The organism is Micromonospora sp. SYSU B005, from assembly GCF_055362685.1.
In genome coordinates, this window is sequence record NZ_JAXCFU010000018.1 from 18480 (window position 1) to 32831 (window position 14352).

Annotated in this window: 12 protein-coding genes; 7 read left to right on the forward strand and 5 right to left on the reverse strand. The window is 72.4% G+C overall.

Going from position 1 to position 14352, the window contains the following annotated elements:
- Positions 1-19: 19 nt before the first annotated feature.
- Positions 20-2152: a transglycosylase domain-containing protein gene (locus SM452_RS27430; protein ID WP_355511023.1), complete on the reverse strand. Its 2133-nt coding sequence runs from the start codon at positions 2150-2152 to the stop codon at positions 20-22.
- 121 nt (positions 2153-2273) lie between these two features.
- On the opposite strand from SM452_RS27430, the gene cobC reads away from it, so the two are divergent.
- Genes cobC through cobA form a run of 3 tightly spaced genes read left to right on the forward strand, consistent with a single transcriptional unit; the run spans position 2274 to position 5688 of the window.
- The gene (gene cobC / locus SM452_RS27435; protein WP_463840994.1) at positions 2274-3356 is read left to right on the forward strand and encodes an Rv2231c family pyridoxal phosphate-dependent protein CobC; all 1083 of its coding nucleotides are present in this window, start codon (positions 2274-2276) and stop codon (positions 3354-3356) included.
- Positions 3356-4426 carry a nicotinate-nucleotide--dimethylbenzimidazole phosphoribosyltransferase gene (gene cobT, locus SM452_RS27440; RefSeq protein WP_463841009.1) on the forward strand — a complete coding sequence of 357 codons (1071 nt, stop codon included), beginning with the start codon at positions 3356-3358 and terminating at the stop codon, positions 4424-4426. The genes cobC and cobT overlap by 1 nt, the downstream gene beginning before the upstream one ends.
- A complete protein-coding gene (cobA, locus tag SM452_RS27445; protein ID WP_355511026.1) occupies positions 4423-5688 on the forward strand; it encodes a uroporphyrinogen-III C-methyltransferase in 1266 nt (421 codons plus the stop codon). The genes cobT and cobA overlap by 4 nt, the downstream gene beginning before the upstream one ends.
- 149 nt (positions 5689-5837) lie before the next feature.
- Here cobA and otsB read toward each other — a convergent pair whose 3' ends face one another.
- From otsB to SM452_RS27465, 4 genes are all read right to left on the reverse strand, one after another.
- Positions 5838-8438: a trehalose-phosphatase gene (otsB, locus tag SM452_RS27450; protein WP_318335400.1), complete on the reverse strand. Its 2601-nt coding sequence runs from the start codon at positions 8436-8438 to the stop codon at positions 5838-5840.
- Entirely contained in the window at positions 8435-9835 is a 1401-nt protein-coding gene (locus tag SM452_RS27455; RefSeq protein ID WP_013288079.1) for an alpha,alpha-trehalose-phosphate synthase (UDP-forming), read from the reverse strand. The genes otsB and SM452_RS27455 overlap by 4 nt, the downstream gene beginning before the upstream one ends.
- A 141-nt stretch (positions 9836-9976) precedes the next feature.
- Complete coding sequence (locus tag SM452_RS27460; protein ID WP_463840995.1) at positions 9977-10369, reverse strand: hypothetical protein; 393 nt, start codon at positions 10367-10369, stop codon at positions 9977-9979.
- Positions 10366-10650: a hypothetical protein gene (locus SM452_RS27465; protein WP_262014129.1), complete on the reverse strand. Its 285-nt coding sequence runs from the start codon at positions 10648-10650 to the stop codon at positions 10366-10368. Before SM452_RS27465 ends, SM452_RS27460 begins: the two co-directional genes overlap by 4 nt.
- Before the next feature lie 214 nt (positions 10651-10864).
- Between SM452_RS27465 and ettA the strand changes: the two genes are divergently transcribed.
- The 4 genes from ettA to SM452_RS27485 all read left to right on the forward strand — a co-directional run bounded on the left by ettA (position 10865) and on the right by SM452_RS27485 (position 14352).
- Positions 10865-12541: an energy-dependent translational throttle protein EttA gene (ettA, locus tag SM452_RS27470; protein ID WP_262014130.1), complete on the forward strand. Its 1677-nt coding sequence runs from the start codon at positions 10865-10867 to the stop codon at positions 12539-12541.
- Entirely contained in the window at positions 12534-12977 is a 444-nt protein-coding gene (locus SM452_RS27475; RefSeq protein ID WP_135241665.1) for an acyl-CoA thioesterase, read from the forward strand. The genes ettA and SM452_RS27475 overlap by 8 nt, the downstream gene beginning before the upstream one ends.
- Positions 12974-13636 (forward strand): DUF8185 domain-containing protein, encoded by a 663-nt coding sequence (locus tag SM452_RS27480; protein ID WP_463840996.1) that lies wholly within the window; start codon positions 12974-12976, stop codon positions 13634-13636. The genes SM452_RS27475 and SM452_RS27480 overlap by 4 nt, the downstream gene beginning before the upstream one ends.
- A 131-nt stretch (positions 13637-13767) precedes the next feature.
- Positions 13768-14352 (forward strand): type III secretion system chaperone family protein, encoded by a 585-nt coding sequence (locus SM452_RS27485; protein ID WP_463840997.1) that lies wholly within the window; start codon positions 13768-13770, stop codon positions 14350-14352.

Sequence of the window (14352 nt, forward strand, 5' to 3'; positions counted from 1 at the left end):
CCGGGCGGATCAGGGCGGGTCAGCCGACTATCCGGTCCGAGGGTGGGGTGAACTGGCGGGTGGGCTGGCCCTTCAGGGAGTCCCGCAGGGTCTGCGCCACCGCGTTCACCGGGATCTGCGACTGCCCGTCGCCCACCGCGTTGAACGGATTGTCCGGGTCGGCGATGAAGCTCGCCGCCGCCAGCTCCGGCGTGTAGCCGACGAACCACGCCGACCGGGTGCTGTCCGTCGTACCCGTCTTGCCGGCGACCGGGCGGCCGACCGTACCCCGGACGCTGTCGGCTGTCGACCAGCCGCCGCAGCTTCCCTTGGCCGGGGTGTCGCCGGTGGGGCAGCGCGCCGCGTCGGTGGCGGCGCGGGCCGCGTCGGCGTTCACCACCTGCCGGCACCGCGGCTTGGCCACCTCCCGTTGCACCCCGCCCGGCGTGGTGTACGTGGCCGGCGTGCCGTCCCGGTTCATGATCGCGTTGACCGGGATGGCCTCGCAGTAGCGCCCGTCGGCGGCGATGGCGGCGTACGCGTTCGCCATCTCCAGCGGGGTGGCGTCGGAGACGCCGAGCGTGAACGCGCCCCACTTCTTCGCCTTGCCCGGCGACGCCTGTTCCTTGTCCACGTCGGTGCGCCAGCGCAGCCCCAGTTGCTCGGCCAGGCGTACCCCGGCGTCCGCGCCGATCTTCTCCTCCAGTTGGACGAAGTAGGTGTTCACCGACTTGCCGAACCCGGACCACATGGTCTGCCGGCCGGTCATCGCGCCGCTGGCGTTCGACGGCGCCCACCCGTCGTAGACGGCCGACTTGTACGTGTACGGCGAGTCGTACGCGGTGGACAACGGCATCCCGGCGTTGAGCGCGGCGAGCATCGGGAACATCTTGAACGTCGAACCGGCCTGGTAGCCCGGTAGCGTCCCGCCGCCGAGCAGCGGCGCCACCGTGTTCGGGTAGTTCGCCTTGACCTTCGGGCCGGCCTCCGGGTTCGAGCTGTTCGGGTTCTCGGCCAGGTCCAGCGAGTAGTTCCGGTTCACCGCCATCGCCTTGATCCGCCCGGTGCCGGGCTCGGCGACCACGATGCCGTTGGCGAACGGGCTGCCGGTGTTGTCCTTGGCCCCGACGTTCTTCTCCGCCGCCGCCTGGGTCTTCGGGTCGAGCGCGAGCACGATCCGGTAGCCGCCACGGCGCAGCTTGTCCATCCGTTCCAGCCGGTTCTCGCCGAACGCGGGCTGGGAACTCCACCAGTTCTTCAGGTAGTCGCAGTAGAAGCCCCAGGCGCGGTGCCCGCCGTCGATCGCGGCGCAGTCGTTGGGCGGGTCGGTCAGCTTCAGCTTGATCGGCTGGCCCTTCGCCGCGGCGGCGGCGTCGGGCGACAGGTAGCCGAGGCGGGACATGTTGTCCAGCACGTAGTTGCGCCGGCCGGTGGCCTCCTTCTGGTCGGAGGTGATCGGGTCGTACTCCGACGGCGACTTCACCAGCCCGGCCAGCGTGGCCGCCTCGACCGGGGTGAGCGTGGCCGGCGTCTTGGAGAAGAAGATCTGCGAGGCGGCGTAGATCCCGTACGCCCGGTGACCGAAGTAGGCCGAGTTGAGGTAGCGCTCCATGATCTGCTCTTTGCTCAGGTGCTTCTCGATGTCCAGCGCCATGCGCATCTCCTTGACCTTGCGCAGGCTGGTCTGCTGGGTCGCCTCCTGGACCTCCTTGGGCGTGGTCGCGCTGTCCCGCAGCGCCATCCGCACGTACTGCATGGTGATCGTCGAGGCGCCCTGGGATACGCCGCCGGATCGGGCGTTGGAGACGAAAGCTCGCGCCACGCCCTTCGGGTCGACGCCGTGGTGCTGGTAGAAGCGGTTGTCCTCGGCGGCGACGATCGCCTGCTGGATGTTCGGCGACATGTTCTCGATCTTGGTGTACTGCCGGTACTCCTCGTAGAACATCGTCAGCACCGTCTTGCCGTCGGGCGCGTAGACGTACGAGGTCTCGGCCGGCAACGCGGTCTTGAGGATGTTCGTCTTCTGTTCGATCGCGTGCGCGGTGGCCTTGGCCCCGATGCCGGTGACGGCGACCAGCGGGTACAGGGCGGCGGCGACCACGATGCCGGCGATCAGCCCGGCGCGGAGAAGGGGAACGAGACGGCCAGCGGAAGCAAGGGGACGACTGCTCACGGGGTCAAGCTATGACATTTCCGATTCGGAAATGAGAAGAACTCATAAACCGGCGGACCGTGACGCGACCCACGCCGGGATGCGCTGTCCCGGGCGGCGGCTACCCGGCAGGATCGCGGACATGCCCGCAGCACCGACCGGGAGCGCCGCCGCGCTCGACGAGCCCGACCTGGGCCACCACGGGGACGCCGAGGCCACGCCCGGCCTGGTGGACCTGGCCGTGAACGTGCGCCGCGCCCCGATGCCGGACTGGCTGGCCGACCCGATCACCGCCGCGCTGGGCGACCTGGCCGCGTACCCGGACCCGGCGCCGGCCCGCGCCGCCGTCGCTCACCGGCACGGGCGACCCCCGGAAGAGGTACTCCTCACCGCCGGCGCCGCCGAGGGATTCGTCCTGATCGCCCGCGCGCTGTCCGGCGTCCGCCACCCCGTGGTGGTGCACCCGCAGTTCACCGAGCCGGAGGCCGCGCTGCGGGCCGCCGGGCACCGCGTGGACCGGGTGCTGCTCGACCCGGCCGACGGCTTCCGCCTGGACCCGGCCCGCGTCCCCGGCGACGCCGACCTCGTCATGATCGGCAACCCCACGAACCCGACCTCGGTGCTGCACCCGGCCGACACCATCGCCGCGCTGGCCCGCCCCGGCCGGGTGCTCGTGGTCGACGAGGCGTTCGCCGACACCACCGCCGCACCCGGCGTCGACGGCGAGCCCGAGTCGCTCGCCGCCCGCCGCGACCTCCCCGGCCTCGTGGTGGTGCGCAGCCTCACCAAGACCTGGGGCCTGGCCGGGCTGCGGATCGGCTACCTGCTCGGCGACGCCGTGCTGCTGGCCCGGTTCGCCGCCGCGCAGCCGCTCTGGGCGGTCTCCACCCCGGCGCTCGCCGCCGCCACCGCCTGCGCCGCGCCGGCCGCCGTCGCCGCCGAACGCGCCATCGCCGCCGAACTCGCCGCCGACCGCGACCACCTGGTGGCCCGCCTGTCCGGCCTGCCGGGGGTACGCGTGGCGGGCCGCCCCGCCGCCGCCTTCGTCCTGATCCACGTGGCCGGCGCCGCCGACGTACGCGAGCGGCTGCGCGCGCACGGCTGGGCGGTACGCCGGGGCGACACGTTCCCCGGGCTCGGCCCGGACTGGCTCCGGATCGCCGTACGCGACCGGGGCACCACCGACGCGTTCATCGAGACGCTGGCACGGATCCTGGAGGCATGATGCTGGAGTCCACAGTCGCGGCGATCCGGCCGCTGGACGAGGACGCCATGGCGGCGGCCCGCGAGTTGCAGGGGCGGCTGACCAAGCCCGCCGGCTCGCTCGGCGCACTGGAGCCGCTCTCGGTACGCCTCGCCGGGCTGGCCGGCGCCTGCCCGCCGCCGCTGCCCGAGCCGGCCGCGGTGGCGATCTTCGCCGGTGACCACGGCGTGCACGCCCAGGGCGTGACCCCGTGGCCGCAGGAGGTCACCGCCCAGATGATCGCCAACTTCCTGGCCGGCGGCGCGGTCGTCAACGCGTTCGCCCGCCAGGCCGGCGCCTCGGTCACGGTGGTGGACGTCGGCGTGGCCACCCCGATCCCCGGCGCCGAATCCACCGATCCGGCCGGCCCGCGCCTGGTGTCCGCGAACGTCCGCCCCGGCACCCGCGACATGACTGTCACCGCGGCGCTCACCCGGGACGAGGCCCGTACCGCCGTCGAGACCGGCATCCGGGTCGCCGGCGAGCTGATCGACGCCGGGGCGGGCATCCTGCTCACCGGCGACATGGGCATCGGCAACACCACCCCGTCCGCCACGCTCATCGCCGCGTTCTCCGGCGTGGACGCCGAGGCGGCCACCGGGCGGGGCACCGGGGTCGACGACGAGACGTACGCCCGCAAGGTGGCTGTGGTGCGGGCCGCGCTGGCCCGGCACGAGCCCGACCCGGCCGACCCGATCGGTGTGCTGGCCGCCGTCGGCGGGCTGGAGCACGCCGCGCTGACCGGCCTGATCCTCGGCGCCGCCGCGCGCCGCGTGCCGGTGCTGCTCGACGGCGTGATCGCCGTCAGCGCCGCGGTCGCCGCCGCCGCGTTCGCGCCGGACGCGGTGGGCGCCATGGTCGCCGGGCATCGCAGCGCCGAGCCGGGCGCCACGGCGGCACTGCGGCACCTCGGCCTGGAACCGCTGATCGACCTGGGACTGCGGCTCGGCGAGGGCACCGGGGCGCTGCTCGCCCTGCCGGTGGTCACCGGCGCGGTCCGGGTACTGCACGAGGTCGCCACGTTCGACTCCGCCGGGGTGGCGGAGAAGTGACCGAGCCGGCCGGGCCGACGCCGCCCAGCCCGTACCCGCTGGGGTTGCGGCTGGGCGGGCGGCGCGTGGTGGTCGTGGGCGGGGGAGCGGTCGCCACCCGGCGGGTCCCCGCGCTGCTCGACGCCGGCGCGGACGTGCTGCTGGTGTCGCCCGAGCTGACCCCGGCGCTGCGCGCGCACGTCGACGCCGGGCGGCTGCACTGGGAGCCGCGCCGGTTCGCCCCCGACGACCTGGACGGCGCGTGGCTGGTCCAGGTGGCTGTCGACGACCGGGCCGCCGCCGCCGCGGTCAGCGCGGCAGCGGCCGAGCGGCGGATCTTCTGCGTACGCGCCGACGACCGGACGGCGGCGAGCGCGTGGACCCCGGCGGTGACCCGGCACGGCCCGGTCACCGTGGCGGTACTCGGCGGTGGCGACCCCCGCCGAGCGATGGGCGTCCGCGACGCCATCCGCGCCCTGCTCGGAAGGAGGGGACCCCTTTTAACCCCTGCGGTAGAGGAGGGGCCCCCTGTTAACACCGGCGGGCGCGTCGCACTCGTCGGATCCGGGCCGGGCGACCCGGAGCTGATCACCGTGAAGGGGTGGCGGCTGCTCACCGAGGCCGAGGTGGTCGTCGCCGACCGGCTCGTGCCCGGCCTGCTCCTGGACGAACTGCGGCCGGACGTCGAGCTGGTCGACGCTTCCAAGATCCCGTACGGGCCGTCGCGTGCCCAAGAGGAGATCAACCGGATCCTGGTGGACCGGGCGCGGGCCGGCAAGGTGGTGGTACGGCTCAAGGGCGGCGACCCGTACGTCTTCGGCCGTGGCGGCGAGGAACTGCTGGCCTGCGCCGAGGCGGGTGTGCCGGTGACAGTCGTGCCCGGCGTGACGAGCGCGATCGCGGTGCCCGAGGTGGCCGGCGTGCCGGTGACGCACCGGGGCGTGGCGCACGAGTTCACTGTGGTGTCCGGGCACCTCGCGCCCGACGCGCCCGCGTCGCTGGTGCGCTGGGACGCCCTCGCCGGGCTGCGCGGCACGCTCGTTGTCCTGATGGGCCTGAAGAACCTCGCCGCGATCAGCGCCACGCTGATCGCGCACGGCAAGCCGGCGGAGACTCCCGCCGCGGTGATCCAGGAGGGCACCACAGCGGCTCAGCGGATGCTGCGCTCCACACTGGGCGCGGTCGCGCAGGACGTCGAGACCGCCGCCCTGCGCCCACCCGCGATCGTGGTGCTCGGCGACGTGGTCCACGCCCTGACCCCCGACGCCCCGACGCGCGCCTGACCTCGGCCTGACCCCGTCGATCTTGCACTTGGTGCCCACCAGATGCCCGTTATGGCCCTTATGTCGGGGCGGTAAGTGCAAGATCGCCGGGCCGGGCCGGGCCGGGGCGGGGACGGGGCGGGGGACGTCAGTCCCCCGCCCCGGTCGGGTCACTGCTTGAGCATGTTGTCGAGCAGCAGGGCGCAGCGGATCAGGCCGAGGTGGCTGTACGCCTGCGGGTGGTTGCCCAGCCCGCGCTCGGCCAGCGGGTCGTACTGCTCCGGCAGCAGCCCGGTCGGACCGGCCGTGTCGACCATCTGGGTGAACAGCTCCTCGGCGTCGCTGCGGCGACCGGTGCGCAGGTACGCCTCGATCAGCCACGACGTGCAGATGTGGAAGCCGCCCTCCCGGCCGGGCAGGCCGTCGTCCCAGTGGTACCGGTAGACGACCGGACCGCTGCGCAGCTCCGCCTCGATCTTGAGCACGGTGGAGAGGAAGCGCGGGTCGTCGCCGGCGAGCAGCCCGGAGATGCCGATCCACAGCGACGAGGCGTCCATCTCCTCGTACCCGTAGGCGACGCTGTAGGCCTCGGCCTCCGGGTGCCAGCCGTGCTCCAGCACGTTCGAGGCGATCCGGTCGCGCAGCTCGACCCACTCGGGCCGGTCCTCGCCGCCGTGGCGGCGGACGACGTGCAGCGCGCGGTCCACCGTCATCCAGAGCATGACCTTGGAGAAGACGTGGTGCCGCGGGGGGAGGCGGGCCTCCCAGATGCCGTGGTCGGGTTCGTGCCAGCGGCGGCGTACCGCCTCGACCATGTTCTCCAGCACCCGCCACTCGTCGTCGCGGATCGAGCCCCGGGCGTCGGCCACCGCCGCGATCAGGTCCGCGACCGGGCCGAAGACGTCGAGCTGAAGCTGGTGGTTGGCGAGGTTGCCGACGCGTACCGGCCGGGAGCCGGCGTAGCCGGGCAGCGTGTCGATGACCGCCTCGGCGCCCAGCTCGAAGCCGTCCACCGTGTAGAGCGGGTGCAGCCGTTCCGGGTGCCCGCCGGTGCGCTCGACCACGCCGTCGATCCAGCGCAGCAGCCCTTCGGCCTCCTCGGTCGAGCCGAGGTCGACAAGCGCGCGGGCGGTCATCGCCGCGTCCCGCAGCCAGCAGTAGCGGTAGTCCCAGTTGCGGACACCGCCCAGCTCCTCGGGCAGCGACGTGGTGGCCGCGGCGAGGATCGAGCCGGTCGGTTCGTGGCAGAGGCCGCGCAGCGTCAGCGCGCTGCGGGCGACCAGGTCCCGGGCGGTGGCGGGCAGCCGCAGTGAGGCCACCCAGTCCTTCCAGGGCTGCTCGGCGGCGGTCTGCCGCTCGTGCAGCGGCAGCCGGTGCGGCTCCAGGCTCTGCGTGCCGAAGCGCAGCTCCAGCACCACCTGGCCGCCGGCCGCCGACAGGTCGACCACCGCCTTCGCGGTCTCGTACCCGGCGTCGTTCGTGACCTCCCACTCGACGCCGGGGGAGTGCAGCGCGACCGGCTCGTTGGAGCCGAGCACCAGCAGCCCGTCGTCGAGCGGCTGGAGCTGCACCGCCACCTGACCGAACTCGGGGCGCGGCGCGAACTCGACCCGGGCCCGCCCGGTGCCGCTGAGCACCCGGACCAGTGTCGAGTCGCCGCTGACCACTGCCGGGTCGTCCGGCGTGGTCTCCCGTACCGGAAGGTCGAGCCAGTCGGTCACGGTCAGGCCGGACCAGCGGGTCTCGACGGTCATCGTGTTGCTGCGGTAGCGCTGGCCCAGCGGGATGCCGCCGCGCTCCGGGCCGACCGTGAAGTGCCCGGCCGGGCTGCCGCCGACCAGGTCGGCGAAGATCGCCGCCGAGTCCGGCTTCGGGTGGCACAACCAGGTGATCTTGGCTTCCGGCGTGACGAGCGCGACGGTACGGCCGTTAGCGAGCATCGAGTGCCGCTCGATCGGCACCGCCCGCTCGCCGAACAGCCAGTGCCGCCGCGTCTCCAGCAGCAGACCCAGCGCGCGGGCCGCCTCGATCGGCTCGGCCACCCGGTAGTCGGCCCGCGTCTCCCCGGGACCGATCTTGATGCCGACGTCCGGCCCGGTCAGGTTGCCGAAGGCGTTCTCGTCGGTGACGTCGTCGCCGATGAACAGCACCGCGCTGGCGGCGAGCTGGGTACGGAGCTGGTCGACGGCGGTGCCCTTGTTGGTCACGACCACCGACAGCTCGATGACCTCCTTGCCCTGGGTGACTGTCACGCCCTCCCAGGTCGCGGGGCCGTTGCGGACCGCCTCGACGGCCCGGGCGGCGACGTGCGGGTCGACGCCGCGGGTGTGCACGGCCACGCTGGCCGGCTTGCGTTCCAGGCGGATGCCGGGGTGCTCGGCGGCGATCTCGCGCAGCGCCTCGCGGAGCCGGTGCCGGACCGCGATCAGCTCGGGGGTGAGCCGCTCGACGAAGCCGATGTCGAACTCCGAGCCGTGGCTGCCGACCAGGTGCACCTCGCTCGGCAGCCGGGAGAGTGTGGCCAGGTCGCGCAGTGCCCGGCCGGAGACGACGGCGACGCTCGTCTGCGGCAGAGCGGCGAGCGCGCGTACGGCCGCCACCGACTCGGGCAGCGGCACCGCCTTGCTGGGGTCCTCGACGATCGGCGCCAGTGTGCCGTCGTAGTCGCAGGCGACCAGGAGTTGCGGAACCCGGGCGATACGGCCGATGGCGGCACGCAGTTCGGGATCCAGCACGCCGCCGTGGGCGGCGGCGGGGGCGGGCGAGGTCACGCAGCCTCCGTATCGGGGACGCCGAGCTCGCTGAGGAACGACTTGGCCCAGTGGCCCACGTCGTGGCTGCGCAGATGGCGCTGCATGACGCGCATCCGGCGGCGGGCTTCGGGCTTTTCGACATGCACGGCCCGCAGCAACGCGTCCTTCACCGCGTCCGGGTCGTGCGGATTACACAGGAACGCCTGGCGCAGCTCTGTCGCGGCGCCGGCGAACTCACTGAGCACGAGCGCGCCGCCCTGGTCGGCGCGCGATGCGACGTACTCCTTGGCCACCAGATTCATTCCGTCTCGCAGCGGGGTCACCATCATCACGTCGGCCGCGACGTACATCGCGGCCAGTTCGGAGCGACTGTACGACTGATGCAGATAATGCACTGCAGGCACGCCGACCCGGCCGAATTCACCATTGATCCGGCCAACCTCGCGTTCCACCTTCACCCGAAGTGCCTGGTAGTGCTCCACACGCTCACGGCTGGGCGTGGCGACCTGCACCATAACCGCGTCCGGAACTGTCAACTTTCCGTCAGCGAGGAGTTCGCGGAAGGCCTTCAGCCGGAGTTCGATGCCCTTGGTGTAGTCGAGCCGGTCGACGCCCAGGATGATCGTCTTCGGGTTGCCCAGCTCCTCGCGGATCTGCTTGGCCCGGGCCTGGATCGCCGGGTCCTCGGCCAGCCGCTCCATCTCCTTGGTGTCGATCGAGATGGGGAACGCGCCCGCCTTCACCTGCCGGCCGTCGACCTGGATCATCTGGCCCTCGTAGCGCAGGCCGAGCAGGTGCCGGGCCAGGCGGACGAAGTTCTGCGCCGCCAGCCGCTGCTGGAAGCCGACCAGGTCCGCGCCGAGCAGTCCACGCAGGATCTCGGTGCGGAACGGCATCTGCATGAACAGCTCGATCGGCGGGAACGGGATGTGCAGGAAGAAGCCGATCCGCAGGTCCGGCCGCAACTCGCGGAGCATCGCCGGCACGAGCTGGAGCTGGTAGTCCTGGACCCAGACCGTGGCGCCCTCGGCCGCCACGTCCGCCGCGGCCTCCGCGAACCGGGCGTTCACCAATCGGTACGCCTCGCGCCAGCGCCGCTTGTATGCGGGCGTCTCCACCGCGTCGTGGTAGAGCGGCCAGATCGTCGCGTTCGACTGGCCCTCGTAGTAGCGCTCCAGTTCCTCGGCGCTCAGCGGCACCGGGTGCAGCCGGATGCCCTCCAGGTCGAACGGCTCGGGCGCGGCGCCGGTGCCGCCGGCCCACCCCACCCAGGTGCCCTGGTGCTCGGCGAGCACCGGGTGCAGCGCGGTCACCAGCCCGCCGGGGCTGCGCCGCCACTGCCGTCCCTCGGGTGTGCTCACCTCGTCGACCGGCAGACGATTGGCCACTACGACAAAGGAGCTACGGACGGTCACGATCGGCCACCTCCGGGTACTGACGGGTCCACCGCGATGAGCGTACTGAGCGTAGCTGCGGCGTCTGATCCCCCGTGCCGGAGTTACCTACCCGTCCCAGAACCGCCGAACCCACCGCGTGATCTTGTCGACACCGACGGCTCAGAGGTCGATGATCGGCCACTCCTTGGGGAGCACCTCACCGAGCAGTTCCCGCCGGTCCGTCACGATCGGCACGAGCGGGTTGGCGGCTGCCTCCATGGCCAGCTGCGCGAGGTCCATCCGGCCGGTCATCCGGCGCGACCAGCCGCCGAGATGCGCACACATGTCCGGTTCCACCGGGGTGATCTGTACTTGCGGCAGCGCGGCCAGCAATTCGAGAAGCTCCCACTGCGCGGCCGTGGCCTGCTGATGCGCGTGCGCCAGGCAGAGGGCGGGCACCAGCACGTCACCCGCGTAGTCGGCAGCCTCGGCGATCCTCGCGCCGACGTCCTTGGCGCCCGAGGCGTAGGCCAGCAGTGCGGCCGTGTCGAGCGCCAGGCCGAACTGCGTCACCGGCGTGCCTTCGCCCTGGCCGCAAGGACCTCCGACTGGAGCTTGGTGGCCTGCTCGCGCAGCTCGGGCGTGATGCTCGCGGCGAGTTGCTGCATCTCCGCGTGGGCCCGGTCCACGTCCTCCTCGGCGATCGTGACACCGGCGCGAGCGAGCACCACCCGCGTCTGTTCGCCGGCCATCTGACGGCGCACGGCACGTGCCACGAAGGCGGACACATTCGGCTCCTTGGCCAGCCGCTCCGCGACATCGTCCGGAAGGCTCACGGCGATCTTCTTGGTCATACGTCAAGGCTATTCAGTCATACCTGCGCTGGCAACGCGGCACCCCGCCGTACCCCTGGGGTGGGGTGATGTGGGCGTGGCGGTCCGTACCTGTCAGGATTGACGGCGGCGTGCGTGCGGCCGGCTCCCGGCCGGCGGCGGCAGGCGGAGATCGACGCCCGCGCCCCGCACCCGACAAGCCCGCGATCGCAACCCGACGGAGGTAGCCCGCACCGTGGCCCAGTTCATCTACGTCCTGGACAAGGCGCGCAAGGCGCACGGCGACAAGGTCGTGCTCGACAACGTGACGCTGAACTTCCTGCCGGGTGTCAAGATCGGGGTGGTCGGTCCGAACGGCGCCGGTAAGTCCAGCCTCCTCAAGATCATGGCAGGGCTGGACCGGCCGAGCAACGGCGAGGCCCGGCTCATGCCCGGCTACTCCGTCGGCATGCTCGCGCAGGAGCCGCCGCTCAACGACGCCAAGACGGTCCTCGGCAACGTCGAGGAGGCGGTCGCCGAGACCAAGGCCAAGCTGGAGCGGTTCAACAAGATCGCCGAGCAGATGGCCACGGACTACTCCGACGAGCTGATGGAGGAGATGGGCAAGCTCCAGGAGGAGCTGGACGCCTCCGACGCGTGGGACATCGACTCCAAGCTCGAACTCGCGATGGACGCGCTGCGCTGCCCGCCGCCGGACGCCGACGTCACCAAGCTCTCCGGTGGTGAGCGCCGCCGGGTGGCGCTGTGCAAGCTGCTGCTGGAGGCGCCGGACCTGCTGCTGCTCGACGAGCCCACCAACCACCTGGACGCGGAGAGCGTGCAGTGGCTGGAGCAGCACCTGGCCAAGTACGCCGGCACCGTCCTGGCGATCACCCACGACCGGTACTTCCTGGACAACGTGGCCAACTGGATCCTGGAGCTGGACCGCGGCCGGGCCTACCCGTACGAGGGCAACTACTCCACCTACCTGGAGAAGAAGGCCGCCCGGCTGTCCGTCGAGGGACGCCGCGACGCCAAGATGAAGAAGCGCCTCTCCGAGGAGCTGGAGTGGGTCCGCTCGAACGCCAAGGCGCGGCAGACCAAGTCCAAGGCCCGCCTGGACCGCTACGACGAGATGGCCGCTGAGGCGGAGAAGACCCGGAAGCTGGACTTCGAGGAGATCCAGATCCCGCCGGGCCCGCGCCTGGGCAACACGGTCATCGAGGCGCAGAACCTGACCAAGGCGTTCGGTGACCGGGTGCTGATCGACGACCTGTCGTTCTCGCTGCCCCGCAACGGCATCGTCGGCATCATCGGCCCGAACGGCGTCGGCAAGACCACGCTGTTCAAGACCATCGTCGGTCTGGAGCAGCCGACCAGCGGCTCGGTCCGGGTCGGCGAGACCGTCTCGCTGTCGTACGTCGACCAGAACCGGCAGGGCCTGGACGGTGACAAGACCGTCTGGGAGGTCGTCTCCGACGGCCTGGACCACCTCATGGTCGGCAAGGTCGAAATGCCGTCCCGGGCGTACATCGCCGCGTTCGGCTTCAAGGGGCCGGACCAGCAGAAGCCGACGAAGGTGCTCTCCGGCGGCGAGCGCAACCGGCTCAACCTGGCGCTGACGCTGAAGATCGGCGGCAACGTGATCCTGCTCGACGAGCCGACGAACGACCTGGACGTGGAGACGCTGTCCAGCCTGGAGAACGCGCTGCTGGAGTTCCCCGGCTGCGCCGTGGTCATCTCCCACGACCGGATGTTCCTGGACCGGGTCGCCACGCACATCCTGGCCTGGGAGGGCGACGACCAGAACCCGGCCAAGTGGTTCTGGTTCGAGGGCAACTTCGAGGCGTACGAGAAGAACAAGGTCGACCGGCTCGGCGCCGAGGCGGCCCGTCCGCACCGGGTGACCTACCGCAAGCTCACCCGTGACTGACCGCTTCGTCTACCACTGCGCGCTGCGCTGGTCCGACCTGGACGCGTACGGCCACGTCAACAACGCCCGCTTCCTCACGCTCTACGAGGAGGCCCGGGTGGCGATGATGTTCGCCGGCGGCCGGGCGTGGGGAGTGGGCTCGTTCGCCGACGGGGTGGTCATCCGCCGGCACGAGGTCGACTACCTGCGCCCGGTCGACTACGCGCTCGGCCGGGCCAGCGCGGAGGCCGCCCCGACGGTACGGATCGAGCTGTGGGTGGACCAGATCAGGGCCGCCTCCTTCTCGGTCGCGTACGAGCTGTACGACGGCGACACGCTGGCCGGCACCGCCCGGTCGCTGCTGGTGCCGTTCGACCTGACGGCGCAGCGCCCGCGCCGGATCTCGCCGGAGGAGCGGGCGTTCCTGCTCCGCTACGCGCCGGGGCTGAGCGGATGACCGGGCACGGGTTGACCGGGACGGCCGACGCCGGGGCCTTCCTGGCCCGGCTGGTCCGGTTCGACCCGGCCACTGTGGTCCGGCTGCGGCCGGTACCGGGCGCGGGCCGTACCGCCCTCTGGGCGCGGCTGCCGTGGGGCGTGCTCGTGGTCCGTACCGTGCCCGGCACCGCCCCCGGTGACGTCACGGTCGCCGCGGGGGAGCTGATGGCCGAACTCTCCGCCGGGGGCGAGGCGCTTCCGGTACGCCGGGACGACGGCTGGCGGTGGCAGCTCCCGCCGGCGGCGAGCCGGGCGGTGGAGGCGCTGCCCGGCGCCGAGCTGCGCCGGATCGCGGAGGCGGCGGCCGGGACGCTGCGCGAGGCGTCCACGCACGGCGTGGCGGGCCGCGCGGTCGGGCAGCGGGTGCTGCGGGACGCGCTGCTGGACCACGTCGCCGTGGTGGTGACCCCGGACGAGGCGCCGCGGACGCCGGTGGAGGTGTCGCAGCGACTGGTGCAGGCGCTGGTCCGGATGGGTTTCCTCGGCACCGGCGCGGACGACGTTCAGGTGCGGACGGCTGGTCGATGGGTCGGACTCGTCGGACCGTTCGGGGCAGCCTGGTCGCGGACCGTCGCCGATCTTGCACTCAGGCCGACGCCAGGTCATCCGAACGGATGACCCCATGTCGTCCTTCCGGTTTGGGGCGGTCGTTGGGGGGATGCCTCAGGCCGCCTGTCCGGGTACCGTCCATCCTCGGATCCAACGCACCGTAGGCGTCCGGATCCGCTGGGGAGTGAGGTGCGCGAGCGATGCCGTGGTGGTCATGGCGCCCTGGTCCCGCCGCTGGCGGGGAGCCGGAGACTCGAAGCGGGACCACAGTGGATGACACCATCCGGGTCGGACCACCGACCCCTCGCCAGCCGGGGGACGACGTGGCGCCGCCCGAGCGGGCGGCCCTCGCGGACATGCCGGCCACCGTCGCGCCGGTCACGCTGAGCCGGGTCTGCGACGCGCTCGACCTGCTCGACGTGCGCTATCTGGCCGACGGCGACGGCAACCTGCTGGCCATGTGGGAGCGGCACGCCGTGCTCGTCGCGCTGGAGGGCCCCGAGGACGAGATCCTCGTGATGCGGGCCCGCCCGCACGCGACGGTCCCGCCGGACTGGGCCGACCGGGCCTACCGCGTCGTGAACGAGTGGAACCACACCCGGCGCTTCTGCAAGGCGTACATCGGTGACCCGACCGAGCGCGGTCAGCTCCCGATCTACGCCGAGTTGCAGGTCCCGCTCGGCGCCGGCGCCCACGACGCGCTGCTGGTCGAGATGCTCGACTGCGGCGCCGCCGTCGCGGTGACGTTCGTCGACTGGCTGCACGACGAGGGCGCCCTGCTCTGA

Bases quoted from the DNA above. Each gene is read 5' to 3' on its own strand.
- cobC (WP_463840994.1), top strand. From the start codon at position 2,274: ATGCCCGCAGCACCGACCGGGAGCGCCGCCGCGCTCGACGAGCCCGAC.
- SM452_RS27480 (WP_463840996.1), top strand. From the start codon at position 12,974: ATGACCGGGCACGGGTTGACCGGGACGGCCGACGCCGGGGCCTTCCTG.
- cobT (WP_463841009.1), top strand. From the start codon at position 3,356: ATGCTGGAGTCCACAGTCGCGGCGATCCGGCCGCTGGACGAGGACGCC.
- SM452_RS27485 (WP_463840997.1), top strand. From the start codon at position 13,768: ATGCCGTGGTGGTCATGGCGCCCTGGTCCCGCCGCTGGCGGGGAGCCG.
- SM452_RS27465 (WP_262014129.1), bottom strand. From the start codon at position 10,650: ATGACCAAGAAGATCGCCGTGAGCCTTCCGGACGATGTCGCGGAGCGG.